This window comes from Sporobacter termitidis DSM 10068 (assembly GCF_900130065.1).
Lineage (GTDB): Bacteria > Bacillota > Clostridia > Oscillospirales > Oscillospiraceae > Sporobacter > Sporobacter termitidis.
The window spans coordinates 30,043-53,019 of sequence record NZ_FQXV01000009.1 but is presented as its reverse complement, the minus strand read 5'-3'; the positions used below and the strand labels follow the sequence as shown (position 1 = coordinate 53,019).

At 57.0% G+C, this 22,977-nt stretch carries 16 protein-coding genes and 2 riboswitches; of the genes, 3 read left to right on the top strand and 13 right to left on the bottom strand.

Going from position 1 to position 22,977, the window contains the following annotated elements:
* Window positions 1–57: 57 nt before the first annotated feature.
* Window positions 58–5,541, bottom strand: a complete 5,484-nt coding sequence (locus BUB60_RS12820; protein ID WP_073079690.1) for an S-layer homology domain-containing protein — start codon at window positions 5,539–5,541, stop codon at window positions 58–60.
* A gap of 70 nt (window positions 5,542–5,611) precedes the next feature.
* Window positions 5,612–5,717, bottom strand: a riboswitch (cyclic di-GMP riboswitch).
* A 63-nt stretch (window positions 5,718–5,780) separates the two neighbouring features.
* Window positions 5,781–5,860: riboswitch (cyclic di-GMP riboswitch) on the bottom strand.
* Window positions 5,861–6,168: 308 nt separating this feature from the next.
* Between BUB60_RS12820 and BUB60_RS12815 the strand changes: the two genes are divergently transcribed.
* Window positions 6,169–6,444, top strand: coding sequence for a DUF1294 domain-containing protein (locus BUB60_RS12815; protein ID WP_341444225.1), 276 nt, complete (start codon window positions 6,169–6,171; stop codon window positions 6,442–6,444).
* 8 nt (window positions 6,445–6,452) lie between these two features.
* On the opposite strand, the gene BUB60_RS12810 is transcribed toward BUB60_RS12815, so the two are convergent.
* The 9 genes from BUB60_RS12810 to BUB60_RS12770 form a co-directional block, all read right to left on the bottom strand.
* Entirely contained in the window at window positions 6,453–7,064 is a 612-nt protein-coding gene (locus BUB60_RS12810) for an NUDIX hydrolase (RefSeq protein WP_073079689.1), read from the bottom strand.
* 43 nt (window positions 7,065–7,107) lie between these two features.
* Window positions 7,108–7,611, bottom strand: coding sequence for a metallopeptidase family protein (locus tag BUB60_RS12805; RefSeq protein WP_073079688.1), 504 nt, complete (start codon window positions 7,609–7,611; stop codon window positions 7,108–7,110).
* A gap of 297 nt (window positions 7,612–7,908) precedes the next feature.
* The gene (locus BUB60_RS12800; RefSeq protein ID WP_073079686.1) at window positions 7,909–8,607 is read right to left on the bottom strand and encodes an ABC transporter ATP-binding protein; all 699 of its coding nucleotides are present in this window, start codon (window positions 8,605–8,607) and stop codon (window positions 7,909–7,911) included.
* Window positions 8,600–9,442 carry an ABC transporter ATP-binding protein gene (locus BUB60_RS12795; RefSeq protein WP_073079684.1) on the bottom strand — a complete coding sequence of 281 codons (843 nt, stop codon included), beginning with the start codon at window positions 9,440–9,442 and terminating at the stop codon, window positions 8,600–8,602. Before BUB60_RS12795 ends, BUB60_RS12800 begins: the two co-directional genes overlap by 8 nt.
* The gene (locus tag BUB60_RS12790) at window positions 9,439–10,515 is read right to left on the bottom strand and encodes a branched-chain amino acid ABC transporter permease (RefSeq protein WP_073079682.1); all 1,077 of its coding nucleotides are present in this window, start codon (window positions 10,513–10,515) and stop codon (window positions 9,439–9,441) included. Before BUB60_RS12790 ends, BUB60_RS12795 begins: the two co-directional genes overlap by 4 nt.
* Window positions 10,516–10,525: 10 nt before the next feature.
* Window positions 10,526–11,410 carry a branched-chain amino acid ABC transporter permease gene (locus BUB60_RS12785; protein WP_073079679.1) on the bottom strand — a complete coding sequence of 295 codons (885 nt, stop codon included), beginning with the start codon at window positions 11,408–11,410 and terminating at the stop codon, window positions 10,526–10,528.
* A gap of 138 nt (window positions 11,411–11,548) precedes the next feature.
* Window positions 11,549–12,724: an ABC transporter substrate-binding protein gene (locus tag BUB60_RS12780; protein ID WP_073079956.1), complete on the bottom strand. Its 1,176-nt coding sequence runs from the start codon at window positions 12,722–12,724 to the stop codon at window positions 11,549–11,551.
* Window positions 12,725–12,929: 205 nt separating this feature from the next.
* The gene (locus BUB60_RS12775) at window positions 12,930–13,937 is read right to left on the bottom strand and encodes an asparaginase (RefSeq protein ID WP_073079677.1); all 1,008 of its coding nucleotides are present in this window, start codon (window positions 13,935–13,937) and stop codon (window positions 12,930–12,932) included.
* A gap of 304 nt (window positions 13,938–14,241) precedes the next feature.
* Window positions 14,242–15,798: an FAD-dependent oxidoreductase gene (locus BUB60_RS12770; protein ID WP_073079675.1), complete on the bottom strand. Its 1,557-nt coding sequence runs from the start codon at window positions 15,796–15,798 to the stop codon at window positions 14,242–14,244.
* A 181-nt stretch (window positions 15,799–15,979) separates the two neighbouring features.
* Between BUB60_RS12770 and BUB60_RS12765 the strand changes: the two genes are divergently transcribed.
* Window positions 15,980–16,471 (top strand): RNA polymerase sigma factor, encoded by a 492-nt coding sequence (locus BUB60_RS12765; RefSeq protein WP_200796632.1) that lies wholly within the window; start codon window positions 15,980–15,982, stop codon window positions 16,469–16,471.
* Window positions 16,472–17,845, top strand: a complete 1,374-nt coding sequence (locus BUB60_RS12760; RefSeq protein ID WP_073079671.1) for a hypothetical protein — start codon at window positions 16,472–16,474, stop codon at window positions 17,843–17,845. It begins immediately after the preceding gene.
* Between the two features lie 88 nt (window positions 17,846–17,933).
* On the opposite strand, the gene BUB60_RS12755 is transcribed toward BUB60_RS12760, so the two are convergent.
* From BUB60_RS12755 to BUB60_RS12745, 3 genes are all read right to left on the bottom strand, one after another.
* On the bottom strand, window positions 17,934–19,037 hold the full coding sequence (locus BUB60_RS12755) for a uroporphyrinogen decarboxylase family protein (protein WP_073079669.1): 1,104 nt from the start codon (window positions 19,035–19,037) through the stop codon (window positions 17,934–17,936).
* Between the two features lie 32 nt (window positions 19,038–19,069).
* Window positions 19,070–20,419, bottom strand: a complete 1,350-nt coding sequence (locus tag BUB60_RS12750) for an AfsR/SARP family transcriptional regulator (RefSeq protein WP_073079667.1) — start codon at window positions 20,417–20,419, stop codon at window positions 19,070–19,072.
* A 308-nt stretch (window positions 20,420–20,727) separates the two neighbouring features.
* Complete coding sequence (locus tag BUB60_RS12745) at window positions 20,728–22,893, bottom strand: ATP-dependent helicase (RefSeq protein ID WP_073079665.1); 2,166 nt, start codon at window positions 22,891–22,893, stop codon at window positions 20,728–20,730.
* Between the last annotated feature and the right edge of the window lie 84 nt (window positions 22,894–22,977).

Sequence of the window (22,977 nt, the reverse complement as noted above, 5' to 3'; positions counted from 1 at the left end):
GCCCGGCTCAGGCCGGGCGCTGTCTTTAGGATGTTTAAGATGATTTGTGGTTAATGATTAGGTGATCGGAATCCAAACGATTTTTTGGGGATTAGTTGTGTCCGGATGGGAGACTGAGTAACCAGGTACGGTTATCGTTAATTCAGGTGTTATATTATCTCCGTCTGACCAAATCTGCATGGTATCCTGCAATAAACTGTCAGTTATATTGAATACGCTTGAATACGATTTACTGCTTCCCACATCTACATTGACGCTGCCCCAGTCAGTACTGCCGATGCTATTGCCGCTTGCAGTGAAATGATCAGCTGTAACGGTCGAACTGTTGACAATCAGACCAGCGCCAATGTTATTTATAGATGTGACATAGGATAATACTACATTGTTCGAATCGACAACATTGATGCCTGACCTGAGTGAGCCGCTAACTGTCAGATTCTCAAGCTTCACAAGACTGTCGCGGACACCATTTATTGAAATCAGGTTTTTGGTGAAGTTATTCCCCTGCGAATACGTAAAATCATTCGCAGGGCTGATTGTAGCATTGCCAAGGCCAATAATGCTTATCGGTTTTGTAATTTGCAACTGGGAGGAGAGACTATAAGTTCCCGCGGCCACATTGATCGTATCCCCGTCAGACGCCGTATCGAGCGCCGCTTGAATGGTCGCGAAGTCTGCGGGAGCAGTACCGACGGTCAAGACCGCGCCGTCGTATCTGAGCGTCACACCGGCGCTGTTATAGATACGCAGGGTGGGCAGATCGGCGGAAGGCTTGGATGCATAGTCGCCGGTTCCGCCCAGGGATGCCGGCTTCTGAGCTGCAAAGCCGGGCTCGTTCAGGCTGGTAACAGATGCATCGGCTGTAGTTAAGGTCACGGTCTGATCCGGGAACTCGTTATCAGTAACGTTCAAAGTGCCTGTACTGATAGTCGCGTCCTTGACCTCGATCTCGGTATACCAGTTGTTGCTGAAAGTGTTGCCGCTTACGGTTATGGTGTTGAAATCCGTTTTCAGGGTCGGATTTGACGACGCCTGATCGTAATAGACAAGGCCCAGCGTCCAGTTGTCAGAGATCGTATTGCCGGTTATCTTGGTGTTATCGACGGTGTTGGTCATATTGATGCCGGTACGGTTATTGGTGATCGTATTGCCGGTGATCGTGTTGCCTTTGGTATTGTTCAGATAAATGCCGTTTCGGTTCAGGGTGACGATACAATTGGTTAAGGTATTGCCGGTTTTCCCTTGGCTGAAGATAACGCCGTTATTATTGAAGCTCCATGCGGTAAGCTCAGCCGCTGTATAATTGTGCGTTATGGTAAACCCGCTTACCTCCGCGTCGTTTCCGCTGAAGGTCAGCGGTGTCGCGTTTCCGTCGGTACCGACGATCGTTGTGGTCGAGGCGCCCGCGCCGACAAGATTAATTGAATTGCTGACAATGACACTTTCGTAATACGTTCCGGCCGGCGCATTGATCGTGTCGTCGGCTGTGGCCGCAGCGATCGCAAGATTAATGGTGGGGAATGCTCCTGAATCATTCAGCGTCACGGGCCCGTGGGTCGACCAATAATTCACACCGGACGCTTCAAAGGTCGTGTAGCTGCCGGGAAAATCGACATCGACCGTTGCGTTGTCGTTGACGTTCAAGCCGTCCGACCATATCTGGATGGGGTCGCTCAATACGCTGGCGCTGTCAATGGTAAAGGCGCTCGCCGTACTTACATTCTTGCCCGGGTCGACGTTCACGGCCCCCCAAAGGTTGCCGTTCGTTCTGAGATTCGTTGCCGCAACAGTCGAACCGTTGACCGTCAAACCGGCGCCGAGGCTGCTTGAAAGGGTAACGTTGCTGAGCGTGGCGCCCGACATGTAGGCTTGGATGCCATAAGCTATTTTGCTTGAATCAAATGTGATATTGGCAATGACCGGATTGGCTCCGCCGGTAATGTTAAGCAGGTGCTTCGTGTCATTTGATGAAGACCAGGTGGTGCCGCCCGCCTTGATCGTGACATCGCCAATGCCTGTGATATTCACGGAACTGTGGATGTCCAGCTGCTGCGTGACGGTATATGTGCCGCTCTTGAGATACCAGGTTTGATCATTGGCTTGATGCGCAATCGCGTCGCTCAGTTGATCGGCGCTGGCAATATATATCGCGTCGGCGGGATAACTGCTGACATAGCTGATATCGGGAACCTGCCACAGCGCGCTGTAGCTGGCGCCGAAAGTACGCGACTGAATAATGGTATATGTCGGAGCGGTGACAGCGCCCAGGCTCGTATCAATATTTTGTATCGCGTAATGATTTACAAGGGCCCCGTTGATGTACTGATAAATCGTCCCGGTGTCATATATCGTCGTTAGCGTATATATGCCTTCCACAGCCGGAACGTTGGCAAGCGGCTTCCATGCGCCGTTACCGGTGCTGTCCCACCATTCCCAGCCTTTATAGCCATCCGATGCAGGATCATTTCTGAACTCCAGAATAGCCCAGTCCACCGAGTTGTCTCTGGTTCTCGTTGTGGCGATACCGTTGGCATCGTCCACCTTGATCCACAAGGACGTTCTGACGCCGCTGCCGTCGAGCAGCTCGGGCGTAAGTGCAAGTGTCGTCTCGACCTTCCAATTATCCGTCAGGCCCACGCCGGTGTAAGCGCCTTTACCCTGCCAGTCATACCATGAATTCGAGTTTTGCTGCTCCGAGGTCGTTATTGTAACATAACCCGGCGCGGTCTCGTCCCATCCGCCCGGCGCCGTCCGGTCCGGAGCCCATGGCTCCAGAGCTGCGGTGGAGCCGTAACTGTGCGTACTTAAATAGTCTTGCAGGTTCGTTGTAACCGTCAGCGTATATGTGTTGGTCGCCAGGACCGTATCGCCGGATTTGACCTGTACGGTGACGGTATATATTCCCGCCGGAGCGAAGGGATTTACCGTGCCGTTTGCCGTCGTGACCTGAGGTACGCCGGCTGTTACGCTGTAGCCGCCTGTCGGTCCGTACGTATAGCTGTTATAAGCGCCGGTGATTTCATATGGTCCTGACGGCTGTTCGTCTCCGACTGCCGTACCGAGCTTATATGAGCTGAAAAGCGTGTTGAAGTTGACGGGCTGCCCGTCCTTGAGCAGGCTGATGACCGTCGTCAGTCCGCTGGCGTCATAGTTGCTGGTCATTGTGACGACAGCTTCGGGGAGCGCAGCGCCCTGCGCCACCGACGCCGAGTCTGAGTCGGGGGTGAGTGTAATCGTCTCGGCGGCGTTTGCGGCAGTGAGATAGTACTGCGTCTGATCGGATTTGATCGTCGTATTCGTTTCGGTCGGAACATTAGCACCTGTTACAGAGCCCTGACCGTTGATAACCCAGAGCGTCGGGCGGGCATAAGCCTCGGTTGCGTTGACCAGCGTTCCGCTCACCGTAAGGGTCGAATTGGCAAGACCGGTATCTGTGCCTTTTGAGACTTCGATGCCGCCGAAAGCATTGCCGCTGACGTCGACAGTTCCGGTCAGGGTCACCTCGGAGCCGTTGACCAGTAATGCGGCATCGCCTCCGGTCAGCTTGATATTGCGAAGCGTGACGCCGGTTGTGTCGTAGACGTGGAGGACATAGTTGCCTTTCCAGCCGGCTTCATCGCCCGTGAAGGTGATGGCGTTGTTTCCGCCATTGATTGTTACGGGACGGCTTATCAGGATTTTTTCGGCTGTGCTGAACCCTGCCGTGATGCTGATTGCCGTGATACTGGGATTCTCCAGTGCCGTCTGGAATTCTTCTAATGTCGACACGTTTGCCGATGCCGGGTTTGTCGCATTGGCTTCAACCAGATAGTATTGAGTTTGATCTGCTTTTACAGTTGTGTTTTGCGTAAGCGCGTCTGCTCCTGTTACAGTGCCCTGGTCATTCACCAGCCATATGGTTGGCTGGCCGTATTCTTCGGTTGTGTTGGTGAACGTCACTCCGGTTACTGTCAGTGACGAGTCATTTGCAAGGCCTGCGCCTTTCGATACCTCGATGCCGCCGAACTCGTTGCCGCTGACGTCGACAGTTCCGGCCAGGGTCACTGCGGAGCCGTTGACCAGTAATGCCGCGTCGCCTCCGGTCAGCTTGATATTGCGAAGTGTGACGCCGGTTGTGTTGTAGACCTGGAGGACATAGTTGCCCTGCCATTCGATTGCATCGCCTGTGAAGGTGATGGCGTTGTTTCCGCCATTGATTGTTACAGGACGGCTTATCAGGATTTTTTCGGCTGTGCTGAACTCCGCCGTGATGTTGATTGTTGTGATACTGGGATTCTCCAGTGCGGCCTTGAATCCTGTTAATGTCGAAACACTTGCCGTTGTCACCGGCCCGCCGCCGCCGCTGGGGGTATTGTCGACGTCCTTCGTGCCGAGGACGGCGTGGTCGCCGGAGACCTTTTGGGGCATGTTGCCGGTGAGGGAGACGCTGTCGGAATTGATGACCGCGTTGGTGATCGTGCCGTTGTTATTGATGGAGAGGGCGGCGTTCGCCGTCAGGGTGGTGACGGCCGAGGCTTTGTCGAGATCGAGCGCCGCGTTTGCGCCCGTCACATTGAGGGTGGTGATCGACGCGCCGACGGCTTTGACGCTCACGCCCGCGGCGATGGTGACGCTGGAGAACGAACCGGTCAGGATGATGTCGTCGTTTCCGTCATCGATATAGACAGCGTCAACAGTCGCGCCGCTTTCTGTGACGACCCTGATCTGGCCGTCGTCCGTTTTTTCAAGAATGAGGTTTTTGATCTGGCTGGTGCCCTGGATATGTATGGAGTTCGCGCCGCCGCCCCGGACGATCGTATTCCCGGTGACGTTGACGTTTGTCAGGGTGACGTCTCCCGAACCGACGCCCTCGGCAATGATGAGGTCGCCGGTGATGGTCATGTCCTTCAGCACCACGCCGGGGGTGTTGACGATGGCCACGCCGCTGACGCTGCCGGTATATTCCTTCGCTTCGGTATAGTAGCCCTTGATCGCGTTGTCGAGAATCGTGATGACCCCGGCGCGCGTGATGGGCGATTTCGGGTCGAACGCGCCCTGATTGCCCTGGATAAAGCCGCGTGCCGCCATTGCGTTCACATAACCCTGCGCCCATGAAGAGATGCTGGCGCCGTCCGTAAAGCTCGAGGCCGCGGTGCTCTCGGAGAGGCCGAAGGCGCGGCCGAGCATGACGGCGGACTCCTCGCGGGTGATGTTGTCCAGCGGACGAATCAGCCCGCCGTAGCCGGTGATGATCCCGACGGCGTTGGCTTTAAGGACCGCGTCTGTATAATAATCCTGCTTCAGATCCGTAAAGTTGTTCTGCGCTTTCGTCTGGAATTTCATCAGACGGTCGACGATGACGGCCATTTCGCCGCGGGTGATCGGGTCGTCGGGACGGAACTTACCGTCCGACCCCTGAATGATACCCAGCCCGCTCCATTTTTCGATGGCCGCCTGGGCCCAGGAGTTCTGCGTATCCGTGTATGCCGCCAGCCCTGTGGCGGGCAGCAGGGACAGGACGAAAACGAGGGATAGGATAATGCACAGGATCTTTCGTTTCATATTTTTTATACCTCCAATTTGTATTAACTGAGATAAAAAAAGGCCGCATGCAATACGTTATCAACGTACCAGATGCGGCCGGACTGCCAATGCAAAAGTGGGCGTGCCATCGCCTCTTTTGTGAAGGCTCCTGAGCTTTGCGCCCGCGCCTTTCAGCGCGTTTGCCAAATATTCACAATTAAATGCGGGGGTAAAGAAAAAACCGCATAAAATACGTCAACAAAAATCGTCAACGTATTCGATGCGGCCGGACTGCCATACTTAATTCAGGCTCCGAGCTTTGCGTCTCCGTCTTTCGACGGATTTGCCAAACATATGTAATTAACATTGTTTTTAAATTATTACATTATTTATGCATTTTGTCAATAAAAGAGTGTTTTCAAATTTAATAAGGAAAAATGAGAACATTATCGTTTTGTTATTTATTTTCCGTAATTTTCTCATAATTTTTGAGAAAATTACGACAATTGTTTTGAGAATCCCCAGGGCGTGATGTGGCAAATTAACAAATTCTATTATTTTGACAAAGAATTTGGGAGAAAACCAACTAAAATAAACAAAAAAGCTTCACCAGCGTGACGCCCGGTGATATAGTGGGAGCAACATTACCGGCGCGGGGATGAAGACGTGATATTAAAGCTGCTGATCGGCTATCTCTTAATAATCAACCTGACGGGTTTTATCAGCATGGGCAGGGACAAGCGCAGGGCCATATCCCACGGGCCCAGAACTCCGGAAAAACGGCTGTTTGCGTACGCGCTCCTGGGCGGCAGCCTGGGGAGCCTGCTCGGCATGTCGGTCTACCGGCATAAAATAAGGCACCTCAAGTTCACCGTCGGCATGCCGCTCATTCTGCTCCTGCAGCTTGCCGTTGCCGTGGCCGCCGCCGTTTATTTCAAATAGCGCCGTGCTCAGCCGAGCCGGTATCGGTCGATGAGCGCGGCGGTCGATTGGACGATGTACGCGGTGATGCCCCAGATCATCAGTTTCCCGTACTGGTAAAAGAGAACGTCATAAGACCCGCTGGCCCATGGATAGTTCTCGCCGCCGGGGATGCGCTCATAGGGGAAATCGCCCGGCAGCCGGCCCACGATCGTGCTTTTGAAGGTCTCGGGCGGGTTTTTGAGGAAAAAAGCGACGGGTACCGCAATGACCTCCGCCACCTCCTCCGGATTGAACGTATAGCCGTAGTCCCGGAGCTCCCCGACAAACGGGTAGATGATGATGTCGAACGGGGAGACGAAAACGTCGCCGGGGCCCAGCAGGTCGATCTGAGACGGTTCGAGCCGGAGCTCCTCCGTCGTTTCGCGCACGGCGCAGGAGACCGGCGTTTCGCCGGCCTCGAGCTTTCCGCCCGGAAAGCAGATTTCCCCCGGTTGGCGCCGGAGGCTTCCCGCCCTTTTTTCAAATATCAGCGACCTGCCGTCCGGTGTCTCCACAATGGGCACCAGGACGGCGTATTTTTTGTACCGGTCCTCGCCGATCAGAGAGACGCGGCGGGACTTGAAATCAGCTCTGTCCAACGCGATAACCCCTTATCAGTGCAGTGCGGACCCGAGCGGCCGTTCAGACGCCGTCCTCGTCACCGTCGTCCGCGCCGTCCTCGTCGTCATAGTCCTCATCAAAATCGTCCTCGTCGAAATCGTCGTTGTCATAATCCTCGTCGTAATCCTCATCGTCATAGACGTCGTCTTCCTCGTAATCCTCGCCGCTTTGATAATCGGCGATATGGCGGCTGTCGATGCGCTCCAGATCGTCGTCGCCGGCCAGGGATTCGATGTGATGACGGAATTCGTGCCGGACGGTGCTTCGCAGCTTCTCTTTGATCCTGTCGCTTTTGAGATAGCCGTAGACGCGCATGAACGACCCGTAATAGATGGAAATATACCGGCCCAGGCCGCCGCCCCGGTGGTATTCCCCGAGGATGTAGAGGTTGCCGTCGACATCCTTTTCGTGGTGCTTGGCCTCGGGCAGGAGAATGATCCCGCCGTTGAGCTCCTCGAAAAACTCCGGCGGGAACTCCCCGGCGATATCGTCCAGCATATCCTGCATTTCTTCAATCGTTATCATATGAGCGTCCTGCTTTGACGAATGATTTTTCCTCAGTATACCATATAATCAGACGCAGGCAAAGGCCCTTTGGCTCGTCATTCCCTTCCGAATCGTAGGGGCCGCCCTCCTCGGCGGCCCGCGCTGCGCATACCGGGGGAACGGGCCGCCGAAGGCGGCGGCCCCTACGGGTTATGATCGTGGCGCTCTTCATGTCGATAAATCTGCATGCAGCCCCTTGTCCGATAAAGCCCCAAGGGCTTTATCGGCAATTTGAAGAGGGGTACGATTACCGTACCCCTCTTACCGTTGATTTTGTTACGCGCCCAGATACGCGGCTTTGACGGCGTCGTTGACCAGGAGGTCTTTGCCGGAGCCGGTCAGGGTGATGCGGCCGGTCTCCATGACGTAGCCGATGTCCGCCGTCTGGAGGGCCATGTTGGCATTCTGCTCGATAAGCAGGATCGTGATGCCCTGCTTATTGATCTCGCGGATGATGTCGAAGATGCCGCGCACGACGATGGGCGCCAGGCCCAGGGACGGCTCGTCCATCATCATCACCTTCGGGCGGCTCATCAGCGCCCGGCCGACGGCCAGCATCTGCTGCTCGCCGCCGGACAGCGTGCCGCCCATCTGCCAGGAGCGTTCCCGCAGGCGCGGGAAAAGGTCGTAGACCCAGTTGATGTCGTCGTCCAGCTTGTCTTTGCGGAGATAGGCCCCGATTTTCAGGTTTTCGCAGACCGTCAGGTCCGGGAAAATTTTCCGCCCCTCGGGCACCAGGGTGATGCCGCGCTTGACGATCGCCTCCGGCGTCTTGCCGGTGATCTCCTCGCCCAGGAATTCGATGTTCCCCTGGCCGGGCTTCACAAGGCCGGAGATGGCGCGGAGCGTCGTGCTTTTGCCGGCGCCGTTGGCGCCGATGAGCGTGACGATGCTCTTTTCGGGCACTTCAAAGGTGATGCCCTTAACGGCCTCAATGCCGCCGTAGTTGACCTTCAGGTCGGTGATTTTAAGCATCTTCGACCACCCCCAGATACGCGTCGATAACGTGCTGATTTTTCTGAACCTCCTCGGGCGTCCCCTGGGCGATGAGCCTGCCGAAATCCTGGACATAGATGCGGTCGGAAATCTGCATGACAAGGTCCATATGGTGCTCGATGAGGAGGATGGTCAGATTGTATTTGTTTTTGATCTGGACGATGAACTCGCTGAGCTCCTGCGTTTCCTGCGGGTTCATGCCGGCCGCCGGCTCGTCCAGCAGCAGGAGCCTCGGGTTCGTGGCCAGCGCGCGTGAGATTTCCAGACGCCGCTGCAGGCCGTAGGGCAGGCTGCTGGCCAGGTCGTCCTTCATAGGCAGAAGGGCCTGCTCGTCCAAAAGCGCCAGGCATTCCCTCCGGGCTTTTCGCTCCTCCCTGTAGTTCAGGCGGAAGGTGGCCGTAAAAATGTTCTGCCTGGCCCTGATGTGCTTGGCGATCAGGACGTTTTCCAAAACGGACATGCTCTTGAACAGCCGGATATTCTGAAAGGTGCGGGCGATGCCGAGCTTTGTGATCTGGTCCGGCGTATGGCTGACGACCCTTTTGTAGAGGCCCTTGTTCTCGCCGGCGTACAGCTTTTTCATTTTCCCCTGCGGGTGGTTTGAGGCGATGGTGCTGCCGCAGAAGGTGACGCACCCGTTTGTGGGCTCGTAGACGCCTGTGATGCAGTTGAAGGTCGTCGTCTTGCCGGCGCCATTGGGGCCGATGAGGGCAACGATCTCGCCCTCGTTCACATCGATGGACAGGTTGTTGACGGCGATAACGCCGCCGAACTGCATGGTCATATTTTCAACGTGCAGAATGTTGCCGCTCATTTCGTGACCTCCTTTCTGCCGAAGCGCTTTCGGAAGAAGCGCCGGATATCGCCGAAGGCCCCGAAGGAGAACTCCTTATCGCCCATGATGCCCTGCCTGTAAAACAGCACGACGATCATGATGATGACGGAAAAGACGACCATCCTGAAGCCCGAGCCCAAAAGCGGGACCTTGAACGCGCCGATGTAGGTGTCGGTGTCCAGGAAGCGGAGCCACCATTCGCTGGCCGCGATGAACAGGAAGGACGCCAATACGCTGCCGGATACGGAGCCGAGGCCGCCGATAACCACGATGAGCAGGAGCTCATAGGTCATGGACGATTTGAAGGCGCCGGCCTGGACGGTGGTTTGGTACATCGCCAGGAGCGCGCCGCCGATGCCGGCGAAAAAGGAACTGATGGTGAAAGACATCTGCTTGTGCTTGGCGAGATTGATGCCCATCGCCTCGGCGGCGATCTCATCGTCCCGGATGGCCTTGAAGGCCCGGCCGTACGAGGAGTTGATAAGCAGCACGATCACCGCAATGCAGATGCCTGAAACAATAAACGGAAAGTAAACCGTATCGAATGTCGGAAATTTGCGAAGAAGGTTCGAGGCGTTTGTCACGGGGCCGAAGGCGTCCCACTGGAAGAAGGCCCGGATGATCTCGGCAAAGCCCAGCGTGGCGATGGCCAGGTAGTCGCTCTTCAGCCGGAGGACCGGCAGGCCGATCAGGAAAGCGAAGATGGCCGCGGCGAGGCCCGCCATGACGAGGGCAACGAGTATGGGCACCGTGAACTGGATGATGCCGCCGTCGAAGTACTGGTAGACGGCCGCGTGCTCCTTAAGCGGAATCGTAAAGATCGCGTATGTATACGCGCCGATCAGCATAAAGCCCGCCTGCCCCAGGCTGAACAGGCCCGTAAAGCCGTTGACCAGGTTCATTGAAACGGCGACGAGGGCATAGATGGCGCCCTTTTTCAGGACGATAAAGAGCATGGAGCTTGCCGGCAGAAGCTGCTCGCAAAGCGTCAGTATGATGAACAGGGCGGCGAGAGCGGCAATGGTATAAATCAGTTTTTTCTTTGTACTCATAGCTTGAAACCTATACCTTATCCGTAAATTTTTCGCCGAAGAGCCCTGTGGGTTTCGCAACGAGAATGATGATGAGCAGCGCGAAGGTAAAGGCGTCCGAGAAGGTCGTGAGGCCCAGCCCCTTGATGATATTTTCGCAGATGCCGATGATAAACGCGCCGACAACGGCGCCCGGAATACTGCCGATACCGCCGAACACAGCCGCGACAAAGGCCTTCAGGCCCGGCATGGCGCCGGAGGTGGGCGTCACCGTCGAGTAATTGGAAAAGTAGAGGATCGAGGCGACGGCGGCCAGAAGCGAGCCGATGATAAACGTGGTGCTGATGACGGAATTGATCTTGATGCCCATAAGCTGGCTTGTCTCAAAATCCCTGGAGACGGCGCGCATCGCCATGCCGATCTTCGTATATTTGATGAGCAGCACAAGAACCACGACGAGCACGATGGTCAGCACCGGCGTGACGAGCGTGACGAGCTTTGTGGTCGCGCCGGCGATGGCGACGGAGCTGCTGATGCCGGGGATCACCGGATACTGCTTGGCAAGGCCGCTGGTGAAATAGAACGCGCAGTTCTGCAGGAGGTACGACACGCCGATGGCGCTAATCATGATGGACATGCGCGGCGCCGTGCGCAGCGGCTTGTACGCCACGCGCTCCACAACGAAGCCTAAAAGCACCGTGATCAGGATGACCAGCGGGAGGGAAACGTAAATCGGCAGTGTGGCCGACAGATAGACCATCAGAAAGCCCGCGACCATAAAGATATCGCCGTGGGCGAAATTGATGAGCCGGAGAATGCCGTAGACCATCGTATACCCGATGGCAATCAGGGCATACTGCCCGCCAACCGAGATACCGGCCAGCAGATACGGCAGATTTGAAGTGATAAATTCCATAATGGAACCTCCGTTTTTGGCTGACTGGAGCAAATCCTTTTTAGAGCGGCCGCTGACGAGGCCCCAAAAGGTTATCTCATCTGCGTAATGTGGCGGGGGCACGCGCCCCCGCCATATCACACAGACAAATGTCCGAAATTATTTGATGCCCTGGATCGCGACAAACTTCCACGCGGCGTTCGCGGTATCAACGCTCTTGATATACGCCTGGGTACGCAGCGCGTCGCCGTTGTCGTCAAACTTGATGTCGCCCGTCACGCCGGTGTAGGTGGTCGCAGGCATGGCGGCGAGAATTTTGGCGGAATCGACGCTGCCGGCGTTTTTGATCGCCTGCAGGGCCGTCATATAGGCGTCGTAGCCCAGCGCGGAGACAGCCGAGACGATGTCGTTGCCGCCGTTGTTCTGCTTCTTCTCAGCGTTGGCGTTGAGCCAGGCTTTGAAGTCCTGGACAAAGGTGGAGCCCGCCGTGGATTTGTCGCCCTCGTCAAAGAAGGTGGAGACGCTGACATCGAGGCTGGAGCCCTTCGCGGCGTCCAGAATAACGGAGTTATCCCAGGTGTCGCCGGCCAGGATCGGGATATTGAGGCCCTGGGAGGCGGCCTGGCTGATAATCAGGGAAGCGGCGTCTGTGGAGGTGGGGGCGAAGAAGACGTCGGCATTGGCGTTGGCGGCGTTGGTGAGGAAGGCTGTGAAGTCGCTGTTGCCCTCCGGGAAGGTCGCCGCGACGACCGTGCCGCCGAGCTTTTCAAACGCTTCCTTGAAGTAGTTGCCAAGGCCCACGGAATAGTCGTCGCCGAGCTTTGTGAGTATGTAAGCGGTCTTGGCCTTATACTGGTCCGCGGCGAAGTTGGCAAGGACCGTGCCCTGGAATGGGTCGAGATAGCAGATACGGTAATAGAAATCGTTGCCGCTTGTGACCTGCGGGTTGGTGCAGGAGATGCCGATAACGGGGAGGCCCGCTTTGCCGAACACGTCGCTGGCCGCGATGGAGACGGCGGAACCGTAAGAGCCGAGCACGAGCTTGACGCCTTTGCTGACGAGTGTCTGCGCGGCGGACGGCGCTTTGTCGGTGGAGGACTGGTTGTCGACGACCTCAAGCTGCACCTTGTAGGTTTTGCCGCCGATATCAATGGTGGGCACCTGGGAGTTGGCAAATTCGATGCCGAGGACTTCCTGCTTGCCGCCGGCGCCGTTGTCGCCCGAGGCGGGCTCAAAAACGCCGATCTTGATGGTGTCGCCGCCGCTGCCCCCGCAGCCGGCTAAAAGCAGGGTGCTCATGCTCAGGGCCAGGAGAATTGCAAGTACTTTTCTCATATCATTCATATTCCTTCCCGAAAAATATCTGTCTGCGTTCAATTTTGCATGGCAGACATTACGTGGGTTTATTTTAAACTATTTTTCTCCGGGCTTCAACAAGAACTTAACATAAATTTAAAATTTTTTCTGCCAAATAATGCGTCAATGCATCAATGCAATGAAGTAATGTGTTAAATCAACGAATAAAAGGGCGCTTTTTTTGCTATACGCTTTCGCAATCTATTTCGCCCGATATATCGCTGGTAAACATAATACGGATTTTGTCGGCGACGGCGGCTTGGCCGAGGCACCACATGAGCTTTGTCACGGCGGCCTCCGTGGTCATGTCCCTGGCCTGGATGATGCCGGGGTGCTCCACCAGGCGCATCCCGGTCTGATAGATGGAAAAGTCGCAGGATTCATAGAGGCACTGGCTGCAGACGACCACCACAACGCCGCTGTCGGCCAGCTCCTGCAGCGCCGAGATGAGGTCCCGGCGCATAAAATGCATGCCCCCCGCGCCGAACGCCTCGATGACAACGCCCCTGCAGCCGGTATTCTGCAGCATTTTGAAGACATCAGGGTTGAGGCCGGGAATGATTTTGATCAGCACCACGTCGGAGCTCAGCGCGCTCTTCAGCGCAAAGTCCCCGGCGGGCCGGACGACCAGGTCTTGATTGATGATCAGCCCTCCGACGTCGACCTTGGCCACGGGCGGACAGTTGATGCTCTCGAACGCGTCAAAGCTCATCGTCCGGACCTTGACGGCGCGGCTGCCGCGCATCACCTTTCTGTTGAACGCCAGAAAGACGCCGGGCGTGCCGCTGGCGGCCATGGCGAACGCGCAGAAGAGATTGTCCTTGGCATCCGTCAGCGGGTGAGAGATGGGCAGCTGCGAGCCCGTCAGCACAACGGGGAACGGCACGTTCAGCAGCATGAACGACAGAACGGACGAGGTGTACGCCATCGTGTCCGTGCCGTGGGTCACCACGACCCCGTCAAAATCATGGCGCGCGTCATAGATGCACCGGGCGATGACCTGCCATTCCTCCGGCTGGATGTTGGAGCTGTCCAGCTGAAAAAGATCGCGGGTCGTCACATCGTACCGCTCGGCGAGGGAATTGACGGTTCTCATGATGTCCGAGCTCAAAAGGCCGGGCTTGAGCCCTTCCTCGCTGTTCTCGGAGGCAATGGTCCCGCCCGTTGTGACAAGCAGAATTTTCTTTTTCATAGGCCCTCCCGTGCGCCGGTAGGCAAAAAATCATAAATCTCGTCAGCGGGACTTCATTCGACAACCCGCTTCCTGACGTCACCATGTTATAGCAATTATTGTTGATGTCAATAGGCAATTCGTCAAAACCGGGCGGTTGTGGGCAAGCGCCGGGTCCCCGGGATTTTTCCCTGCGGAAAGCGAGGGCGGGATGGCCTCATCCCGCCCTCGGCATACACGCGGCTGCACAGTCACATGATGCATCTGCCCCCGTAGGGGTCGTCGTCCTCCGCGGCCCGTTTATGAAATACACGCCGCCGCGCCGCTACTTCATATCCTCCGCGGCGAGGTTGAAGCGCATGGTGACCTTGCCGTTTTTCAGCCGGACGCCCATCATGTCGCCCCGGAGCCTGACAAACTCGTGCTCCTGGTCGTCCAGACTGCTGGCCTGGGCCAGATAGGCCCAGTAGCCGTCCGGCGCCTTGTCGAGCGGGACGCCGTTGTCGATCATGGCTTGGCGGACACGGCGCCCGTCCAGCTGCCGGGGCGTAATCTCCTCCTTCAGGCACAGGTCGGCGGCGAGACCGGCGGCCTGGCCGGTGGCCATGCAGATGGCGATGATGCGCACCGCCGCCATGGCGTGGAACTCCGTGGAAACGCAGCGGCCGGCCACCAGCAGATTATCGACCTTGAGCGGGACGAGGCAGCGGTAGGGAATTTCGCAGTACTGCGCGGGATTCGTCCACACGGCCCAGCTGTCCTTTTCCGGCGGGCAGAAGGGGTGCATGGCCCTGTCGCAGGGATTTTTGATGTTGATGGCGCCCGGGATCGGCTCTTTAGAGTGAATGTGGTGCCGAAAGCCGTGGTAGCCGCTGGTGGGGTGGTGGGTATCGTAAATTTCGGGGAACTTGGCGATGCTGTCCTCGAATTTCGCGGCGGCGGCGATGTCGGTGTCCTTCAGGACATATTCGCCCACGATGCGGCGGGAATCGCGGATGCCGGGCAGGCTGCCGATGGCGGCGATCCGGCAGTTTTCAAAGCCGGGGACATATTTGCGGTAGGCTGCCTCGATCCAATTGCTCTGCTGATGCTGCTCCACGACCTGCCGGGTGAGGTCCTCCACGTCCAGGTTGTGGTTATAAAAGCTGTGGCCCACGCAGAAGGAGACGTCGGCGGCCTCGTCGGCTGCGCCGGGTATCTGGTTGATGAGCCCGCCGGGGAAGATGGGGTAGGGGAGGTCGCCGTTCTTCACAGCCTCATCCATGCACGCGCCGGCCAGGCACATGTTTTCGGGATAGCCGCCGTTGTCCTCCACCCACGCCTTGTTGGCCTCGCGGAATTTCACCAGATTGACGTTTGCCATGCGGATGCCCATGGTGTGCGCCAGGTTCAGCCCCATATACTCGGCGTTGCCCACCTCGTAGGGGACGCCCGCGAAGGCGGCCACATCGGCGTCTCCGGTGGTGTCGATAAAGAGTCGGGCGGAGATTTCCAAAAGGCCGGATTTGGTGTGGACAAGGACGTCCTTGATCTTGCTGCCGTCCATGTTGACGCCCACGGCGTGGCAGCCGTATAAAATGCGGCAGCCGGCCTGCAGGAGCATTGTTTCCATTTCGTATTTGCATTTCTCCGGCTCAACCGAGGGGCTGTGGGGCGTGTTGCAGAGATAGCCCTGTTCGTTCAGGCGGTCCAAAAGCTCCTTGCATAAGCCCTCGACAATGCCGGCCACCCCCGTGACGTAGCCGTTTGTCATGAGGCCCCCGAGGCTGTACATGTTCTCAATGAGCAGCGTCCGCAGGCCGCGCCGCGCCGCCGTGACGCCCGCCGCCACCCCGGCGCACCCGCCGCCGACGACGAGCACATCCACATCGAATTTTTTCATACGATACCTCCTGTTAAATCGGTATTTTTGACGATGCCATATTCTGCTCCTCAGGCTAGCACAGCCAGGACGCAGCTTTGGTTTCAGGCGAGGTTGAAAGGCCGATGCTGTCTGTATGTCACAAAAATTATTATTTATTCGTTATAATAGTTGAAACCGGGTTTCGAGAGGAGACGAACTGTTGTTGAATGAATTTAATCTGGAGGAAGCGGTCCGGTGCTACGGTCCGAAGCTGTTCCGTTATGTATACACCCTGCTGTGCGACTATCACGAGGCGGAGGATATCGTCCAGGATGTATTCATTGCCGCCTACCGGGGACAAGCCCGCTTCGACGGGGAGAACGAATCGGCATGGCTGTATAAGATCGCTTATAACAAAAGCATTGACTGTATGCGCCGGCGCAAGACGGTGTCCTTCCAGGAGCTGCATGAAGACACGCTTGCCGCCGAACAAAACTTCGACGCCGGATACAGTCCCGCCGTCATTCGCGCGCTTCGCCGGCTGACGGATGAAGAGCGGGCGATCCTGCTCGCGCGGATTACCGAGTCGCTCAGCTACGAAGAGCTTGCCGGACGTCTGCGTCTGTCGGAGCCCGCGGTGCGCAAGCGGTACGAGCGGGCAAAGAAGAAGCTGGCGGAGTACTTAAATGAAACGGAAAGTGAGGCATTTTGAATGATAAGTTTTGACAAGGATGAAAAATTTATCTCCGATGCGCTTGATGTATTGGATCTTGAACTGGCGATACCGGATTTGATGTCTGGAATCCGGCATAAGCTCGACGTCGGTACGGCAAACCCCAAAACAAGATGTAAACCCATGCGAGTTCTGATCGTTGCTGCCGCCGTCGTCGCCGTACTTGGACTCACCGCGGCCGCCGCGTCGCTCGGCGGCTTCGACTGGCTGCTGAAAAAAGCCAATCCGCCCTTTGGAGACGCTGTCAAGCCCATTGAGCAGAGCACAATCTCCCAGGGAATCAAGGTCACGGCCGTCGCGGCGGAGAGCTCCGGCGATATGGCGATCCTCTATGTGACGCTGGAGGACACGGAGCATCTCGGCAGGGTGACGGAGGATATGGGAATCGACCTTGACTCGACAGGCGTGAGCATGTCCGCTGAACAGATATATTTTGATAAGGAGACCGGTATCGCGGCGTATCAAATCCGTCTGGGCTCGACCGGCACCTTCGACGGGCAATCGCTTTCGTTGAAGATGAACGGCCTGCTCTACGGAGGGACGGACTTGGGCGAAATCCGCATGGGGATTGACCTCGCTAAAGCGGCCAAACAGGGCGAGCATATCGGCCAGCCGTATTCGGACCCCAAACAGGCGCCCACGGAACAATTGACGCCGGGTCATCTTGCTGACATCCCCGGGACGAAATCGGCTTGGGTTTCTGCGATCGGGATAAATCACGGGTATCTCGCGGTGCAGTTCGCCCAGCCCGCGGGTGTGGACAGATTTATGGATGCTAACAAAATACAGCCGTACCTATTGGATGCCGGCGGGAACATTATTGTTGATAACGGTCCAGGCGTAACAGGTTTTAAGACAGACGCGCAGCTTCACCCTATCCATACGGTGCAACAAGGCGCATATGACTTCATGGAGTATTACTTTGCCGTCGATACTGCGACGCTGGACGGTTACACGCTCTGCTTCAAGGGCTCTGTGTGGGATGTTATTTCCGGAGAATGGAAGCTGGATGTCAACTTCGACAGCCTTCAACATCTGGCACGCGAAGTCAAAGCCGATATCACCGTCGGTAAAGTGCAGCTGAAGGATGTGGTACTGAAAATAAATCCATTTGGTATGACGCTAACCGGATACGGTGGGGAGAATAACGACTGGCTTGCTCCTCATAGCGTCAAAACAATTCTTGAGACAAAAAAGGGCAATATCGAGCTACAAGCCATAAGCAGTTCGAGCTCTGCTCCGGGGGAACCTTACGAATTGATTTGGTACGCAGCTTCCACAATAGATATAGACAGCGTCATCGCCGTCCGCATCGGGGACAACAGGATCGAGCTTAAAAACCAGACAGCCTGAAGGCGCCGCTCTTTTTCGTAAAAAATCCCCGAAAGGTCTGCCGTATGCCCGGGACCTTTCGGGGATTTTTCAGTTGGGGCAGGGCCTTTTACCGGCCCTGTTCCTTGTCGTAAAACTCGCGGCTGTAGGCGTACAGCTCGGTGACGGAATCCCACAGGAGCTCGGGGTCCCGCTCGAAGAGGTTGGCGGTAAAGCCGCCGCTCTTGCCGTAGATGTCCACGGAATTCCTGATCTTCTGGAGCAGCTCCTCCTTTGGCAGCGCCGTGCCGGGCTCCAGGCCCTCCATGCCGGTGTTGAAGCCGATTTTGCCGCCGTACTTTATCTTCATCGCCGGAATGTCGACGGCCCGCCGCTGAATCTGCAGGAGCTCGGCGCCCATGTCGATCATGTACGGGATGAAGCGGGTGATGTTGCCGCAGGAGTGCAGCATAAAGTGGACGCCCTTCCCCCGAACATGGCTGATGATGCGCTTCGTGGGCTCAAACACCAGCTCCTCCATCATTTTCGGCGAGAAGAAGGTGTCCTTCTCCGTGCCCCAGTCGTCGTGGATGGTCATGAGGTTCACCGGGTACAGGCTGCACAAGAGGTCGACCAGCTCAATCATGTGGTCGGCCAGGCGCTCAAAGAAGGCACGGACGGCCTCCGGCTCCAGCGACAGGGCAAACATGCCCTCCGTATAGCCGCCCAGGACCGCGATAAGCCGCTGGATGCAGCCGTTGTGCAGGTCGATATGTAAAACCTTTTTCGGGTCGTAGTCATTTTTCATGAACGCGTCGGCCTTCGTTTTCCAGTCCCAGTTGCTGAGGACGGGGAACTTGATGACCTTTTCCCACTCGGTGATGTCCTCCAGGAGATGGGTGTCGGGCGTGTTCGTGGCGCCGCCGGCGGAGACCACCCAGGTCAGCGGGACGCCGAACCAGTCGGTAAAATCGTAGTCCTCGGTGGTCTTCCGGTGGAAATCGGCGCCGATCTGCGCGCCGATGCCCAGGTCCTGAAACATCAGGGTCTGATAATCGGTCAGCGTGTTGGGCACCCAGAGGGGGTCTTTTCGCGTAATGGCGCGCTCGAAGTTCTGCAGCGGCGTGATGGGCGTGTCGAACCGGGGCACGTCGACAACGGCGTCGCTGAACATGACCGGAACCTTCCCGGTGGGGACGGCGGGATCGAGATACTTGGGCCGTGGGTATTTCATAAGACCGCTCCTTTGACTCATATCGTTAATTTTTATTTTTTACTCTCATTCCAGACGTCGATGAATTCTTTCCGCTTCTCCGGAGACAGCAGCTTTTCCACACGCATGTAATAGCTTTTGGCCAGCTCCAGCTTGTTCAGGCTGACCAGCGCGCCGATGAGAAAGGCGTAGACCTCGCCGTCGTCGTAGCAGATGCTCAGGACGTTGGAAACAGCCTCGAATATCTTGCCGTACTGCGCCGTCTCCTGCAAAAGCGCGAGATATTCCTTTAAAAGCTCCAGGTATTTGATCTGGTAATACCCGACCCAGCCCATGAGCCATATCTCCGACTCGTAGCCCGGCAGCATGTCGCCCTTATAAACCCGGAGAATCTTTTCATAAATGATCTGCCTGTCGACGGCGGACAGCTTGGAGGAATGGACCCTGTCGCAGAGCTGGTCGAACTCCTCCGCGTCGATGATGAGCGTCAGAGCGTCGTTTACAGCGTACGTGCCGGCCCTGGCCACAACGAGCTTCTGGGGGCAGACGCTGTCGAGAATCTTCCGCACCCGGAACGCCACGCCCTTGACCATGCCGTACGGGTTGTCGATGAGCTGGTCCGGCCACAGCACATCCGCGATCTCCCGGACCGGGATCGTCCTGCTCCTGTTTTTTAAAAGGTATAAAAGAAAACGGCTGCACTGGACGGAGGAAATGTCGGAAAAGCTCAGGCTGCCCAGATTCGTGTAGATATCGAAGCCGCCGAACAGCTTGATCACCACGTCGTCGTCGGCCAGCTCCGGGGAGTAGTACCGGGAGGGGTTTTGCAGCTGCGACATCCGGAGCGCCCTGATTTCGTTGGCCAGCGCCTTTGTGGACAGCGTGAGAAAGCTCGTTTTGTTCAGAAAGCGCCGGGCGTTATGGACGCCGAAAAAGGCCACAAGCCCCGTCCTCGTTTTGAACGGGACGGCCATAGCGCTTTTTATGCCGTGCTCCTGGAGCCATTTATATTCCTCCGGGTGGGCCGCTGTGAGGTCCTCGTCGGTAAAGCAGAACTGCTCGTCCTTGCGGATGATGTCCGTAAAAAGGTTTGAGAACAGCAGCGCCTCGTCCGGGCCGCGGCCCGCCATGTCGAAGCCCTCCCGGGCCTTGACATAGAGATACTGACATGCCTCCAGCTCCTCGTCCAGCTCCAGGATAAAGGCCAGGTCCGCGTCGTACAGGGTGAGGGACGCCGTCAGGCAGTCGTAGATGTTGGCCTCGGGGGCGTCCAGCCCGTGATAATTTTTTTCGATGTACTGCCAGGCCGCCTCAAACAGCACCGGGTACAAAAGCTCGTTGCCGGCACCGTCCGTCACCGGGCAGGCGCGGCATTTTATATCGTTCAAGGCTTCCGTATCCATCGTCACAGCCCCCCTTCATCACATTCTACGGCCCGCCGGTTGCAAAAGCAGTTTTACGGCAGGTCAAAAAGCGGCGTTTTCGGCGGCGGACCCGGCGCGCGGCCTTATTATAAAGAAGCGCCGGCAAATCTGAGCCGTCACAGCAGAGATTTCCGGCGTATTTCGGTTGTGTTTTGATGCCGGCGTTCAGCCACGTTTTGTAAAATCAGTATATCATTTAAACCCCGGGGTGTACATACGTGATTGGCGCCTCGGCCATTTCTTTCTCATGCCTCTGCCATAACGTATACGCCGGGGCAAAAACGGCGTTATACCTGAGACGGCGCCCGTTCCAGCCTGGCGCGCATGCTGATTTTTCGCGGGGTGGGGATGCTGTCGAACTTGACGAGATAGGCGTTCTTATCCCTGTCGATATCGACGATTTCACCCGAGCCCATAATGCTGTGCACGACGCGGTCGCCGGGGCCGAAGGAGGGTCCCGCCGCTGTCAGCTCCAGCATTTTTTCATTGCTTTCGATCATAAGGCGCGTGTCGGAGACGAGGCGGGGGTCCAGCTCGCCGGTGTAGGTGAGGAGGGCCCTGTCCACATTAAAGATGAAGCGGGAGGGATAGCGGTAGGAGCCGTCCAGGTTCCGGCCCTCGGCGTCGGTGAGGCAGAGCCTTTTTTCCGCCCGGGTAAAGGCGACGAAGCACAAACGCCGCTCCTCCTCCATGCCCTCCCGGGTCAGCACCTTTTTGGACGGGAACACGCCCTCCATCAGGCCGCAGAGGAAGACGTAAGGAAATTCGAGGCCCTTGGCCGTGTGGACGGTCATCAGCTTGACGGCGTTTTTGCCGGACTCGGCGTCGCCCGCCGTCATGAGCGCCACGTGGGCAAGGTAGCTCTCGAGCGTCGATTCCTCGCCGCAGTTGATTTCAAAGTCGTGGACGGACTGCTTGAGCTCGGCCAGATTGTCCAGCCGCTCCTGACTGCCCTCCGTGCGGAGGAGCGCCTCGTAGCCGCTCTCGTCCAGGAGCTTGCTCAGAAGCTCGGAGACGGGCAGCTCGCTGACAAGGGCGGAAAAACGCTCCACCAGCGCCAGGAGGCGCTTTGCTTTCGTGTTCTTGAAAATATCGTCGTCAACCGTGCGCTCCAAGGCGGCGTACAGCGTGCAGCTGTTTTGGACGGCGTAGTCCTGCAGGAACTTCATGCGCCGCTGGCCCAGGTTGCGCTTCGGGACGTTGGCCACCCGAAGAAACGACAGATCGTCACGGAGGGAGACGAGCCGCAGGTAGCTCAAAGCGTCCTTGATCTCCATCCGCGAGAAAAACTGGACGCCGCTGAAGATCGTGTACGGCAGCTCTTCCCGCAGAAACACCTCCTCCAGCGTGCGGGAGAGGTAATGCGCCCTGTAGAGGATTGTGATATCCCGGAGCGGGGCGCCCCTGTCCGCGAGGTCCTTGATCTCATGGGCGATCCACAGCGCCTCCTCCCCGGCCGTCCTGGCGTGATGGTAGACGACGGGCGCGCCGTCCGGCAGCGTGGGGATCAGGTCCTTGTCAACCCGGATTTTGTTGGCGGCAATGAGGGCATTGGCCGCGGCCACGATCTGCGGCGTCGAGCGGTAATTGCGCATCATCATAATGGTCCGGACATTGGAAAATTCCTTGTCGAACTCCAGCAGATACCGCACGCTGGCGCCCCGCCAGGTGTAGATCGTCTGGTCCGGGTCGCCGACGATGAAGAGGTTTTTGTGGTAGTCGCAGAGGACCCGCATCAGGCGGTACTGCAGCGCGTCGATGTCCTGGAACTCGTCGATCATGATGTATTCCAGCCGCTGCTGCCATTTCAGCCGGATGGCCGCGTCGATGTCAAAGATGTGCAGCACGTATTTGATCAAATCATTATAGTCCAGGCCGAAGCATTTTTTCTCCTGATAAAGGTAGCCCCAGAAGATGATGTCGTCGGCCGCCGCGGCGTTTAAATATTTCTCCTGCAGCGCCTCGGGCGTCATGGCGATCATGAGCTCGTAATACTCCGGGTCTTTCACGAGCTTGCGCATTTCGATCATGTCCCGGGCCTTCCCGAAGGTCATGTCCCGGAGCGTGAGGCCGCGCTCCTCATAGATAAGCTTCAGCATGGCGTCGATGTCGGCGTTGTCGAGGACAAGAAAGCTCTTGGGATACTGGACGGCGCTGATGTCCTCCTGCAAAACCGAGACGCAGAAGCTGTGGAAGGTGGAGATATAGCCCGTGTCGTTGTCGCCGGTGAGGGCTCTGATGCGCTTTTTCATCTCGGCGGCCGCTTTATTGGTAAAGGTGACGCAGAGGATGCCGGACGGCAGCGCGCCGATTTCACTCACCAGATACGCAAAGCGGTGCGACAGGGCGCGCGTCTTGCCGGAGCCGGCCCCCGCGATGACGCGGTAAAACCCCTCCGTGGCCGTCACGGCCTGCAGCTGCTCGGTATTGAGTCCGTCCAGAATGTTGTCCATGCGCTTCACCGCCTGATAGAATATCTCCCCGTCACCGCAGGGTGCATAAATGTTACATATAAGGGCGCGGAGGCGGCCAACGGC